3 protein-coding genes are annotated in these 2,352 nt (G+C 42.5%); all 3 read right to left on the bottom strand.

Annotated elements, in window-relative coordinates:
- Positions 1-273, bottom strand: a 273-nt coding sequence (trpA, locus tag BKK50_RS12025; protein WP_077418443.1) for a tryptophan synthase subunit alpha, incomplete at its 3' end; no start/stop codon positions are given.
- Positions 273-1,469: a tryptophan synthase subunit beta gene (gene trpB, locus BKK50_RS12020; protein ID WP_077418441.1), complete on the bottom strand. Its 1,197-nt coding sequence runs from the start codon at positions 1,467-1,469 to the stop codon at positions 273-275. The genes trpB and trpA, both read right to left, overlap by 1 nt.
- A gap of 16 nt (positions 1,470-1,485) precedes the next feature.
- Complete coding sequence (locus BKK50_RS12015; protein ID WP_077418439.1) at positions 1,486-2,244, bottom strand: SDR family oxidoreductase; 759 nt, start codon at positions 2,242-2,244, stop codon at positions 1,486-1,488.
- Positions 2,245-2,352: the final 108 nt, after the last annotated feature.

Raw genomic sequence — 2,352 nt, 5'->3', positions numbered from 1 at the left:
TTTTGACCGCACTTTTTCCAGCAATTTAAAGCTATCTTCCGTGCTATGTCCTGCTTCTAATGCCCGATTATTTGCGGCTTGAATGACCGGGCCGTCTAAGAGCGGATCAGAGAAAGGAAAACCTAACTCAAGGGCATCAGCACCATTATCAATAAGAGTACAAATAATCTCAAAAGAGCGGTCAAAAGTGGGATCACATAGAGTGACAAAAGGAACAAATGCCCCCTCGTTTTTAGCGTTAAGTGTGGCAAATTGACGATTAAAACGGCTCATTATTTTATTCCTTTTTCAGTTAAAATTTTGTCCACAGTGAAAATGTCTTTATCACCACGACCGGATAAATTCACCACAAGAATCTGTGCCTTATCAGGCTCTTGATGAATCATTTTGAGTGCTTGCGCAAGGGCGTGTGAGCTTTCTAACGCCGGAATGATCCCTTCATGCTTAGCAAGTTCTTGGAAGGCATTTAAGGCTTCATCATCGGTAATGGAAGGATATTCCGCCCGACCGATACTTTGCAAATAAGCGTGTTGCGGGCCGACAGAAGGGAAATCTAATCCCGCAGAAATGGAGTAAGATTCTTCCACCTGCCCATCTTCTGTTTGCATTAAAGGCGATTTCATACCGAAATAAATACCCACTCTAGCATGGCCTAAAGGTGCGCCGTGCTCACCACTTTCAATCCCTTTTCCTGCCGGTTCTACACCGATTAAACGGACATTTGACTCATCAATAAAATCACTGAACATACCAATAGCATTAGATCCCCCCCCAACGGCGGCAATTACTGCATCCGGTAGACGACCTTCTTTTTCTATGATTTGACGTTTCGTTTCTTCGCCAATCATTTTTTGGAATTCACGCACAATGGTCGGGAAAGGGTGAGGACCGGCGGCCGTGCCAAGTAAGTAATGCGTGGTTTCATAATTTGCAGACCAATCACGCATCGCCTCACAACAAGCATCTTTTAAGGAACAAGAACCTTTTTGTACAGGAATCACTTCAGCCCCCATTAAACGCATACGAAATACATTAGGCGATTGGCGCTCTACATCTTTTGCTCCCATATAAACACGACAGGGCATATCAAGCATTGCACAGGCAAGTGCAGTCGCAACACCGTGTTGACCGGCACCGGTTTCGGCAATGATACGGGTTTTCCCCATCCGTTTTGCCAGTAAAATTTGACCGAGCACCTGATTGGTTTTATGTGCACCACCATGTAGAAGATCTTCACGTTTGAGATAAATTTTCGCTTTTGTGCCTTTTGTCAGATTGCGACAAAGGGTTAATGCGGTTGGTCTGCCGGCATAATTTTTCAGTAAATCTTGAAATTCCTGTTGAAAATTGGGGTCATCTTTAGCCTCAACAAAGGCCTTTTCCAATTGCTTAAGCACAGGTACAAGAATTTCCGGTACATACATACCGCCAAATTCACCAAAATAGGGATTTAATAAGGTCTCTGACATTGTGTTTCCTTTTTTATTAATTTGAATTTTTTGCGACATTCAAGGGGGCAAAGGTTTGTGCAGTGGGCATCACTTCAATGCGGTTAATATTGACATATTCAGGTTGTTGGTTAAGCCATAGCACAATATTGGCAATATCTTGTGATGTCACATATTGAACGTTTTCATAGAGTTTTTCAGCCCGCTCATTATCACCTTTAAAACGTACATGAGAAAATTCCGTGCCGCCACAAAGCCCCGGTTCGACATTCGTCACTCGAATATTTTTCCCCGCCAGATCGGCACGTAAATTTAAACTGAATTGCTTCACAAAGGCTTTTGTTCCGCCATACACGTTGCCTCCGGGATAAGGATAATTGCCTGCAATTGAACCAAGATTGATAATATGACCGGTATTGCGCTCTACCATTTGTGGCAAAACAAAACGTGTAATGGTAATAAGACCTTTAATATTGGTATCAATCATTTTTTCCCAATCATCAAGGTTGGCTTGATCGGCAGTTTCTAAACCAAGAGCAAGACCGGCATTATTGACGAGCAAATCAATATTACGCCATTCAATGGGGAGCGATTGAATGGCTTGTTGTGTTTTTTCACGATCAGAAATATCGAAAGCAAGAGGAAGAAATTGTTCGCCAAGTTCGGCGTGGAGAAGGGTTAATCGTTCGGTTCGGCGACCTGTACCAATGACACGGTAACCGGCATCTATTAATGTATGGCAAATTGCTGTACCAAATCCGGCTGTTGCACCGGTGACTAATGCGAGTCTAGACATAGTCATCTCCTCATTGAAATATTAGAACGTTTTTATACTACTACGCTAGTACAAAAAAATATAGGTTTTTAACGAGATTATTTTGAAAAAACGGAAAAAAGTGCGGTC

This window comes from Rodentibacter rarus, assembly GCF_001998965.1.
In the GTDB taxonomy this organism is placed as follows: Bacteria; Pseudomonadota; Gammaproteobacteria; order Enterobacterales; family Pasteurellaceae; genus Rodentibacter; species Rodentibacter rarus.
Note: the sequence above shows the minus strand (reverse complement) of the source record. Positions and strands in the feature narration are given on the sequence as shown.

Bases quoted from the DNA above. Each gene is read 5' to 3' on its own strand.
- trpB (WP_077418441.1), bottom strand. From the start codon at position 1,469: ATGTCAGAGACCTTATTAAATCCCTATTTTGGTGAATTTGGCGGTATG.
- BKK50_RS12015 (WP_077418439.1), bottom strand. From the start codon at position 2,244: ATGTCTAGACTCGCATTAGTCACCGGTGCAACAGCCGGATTTGGTACA.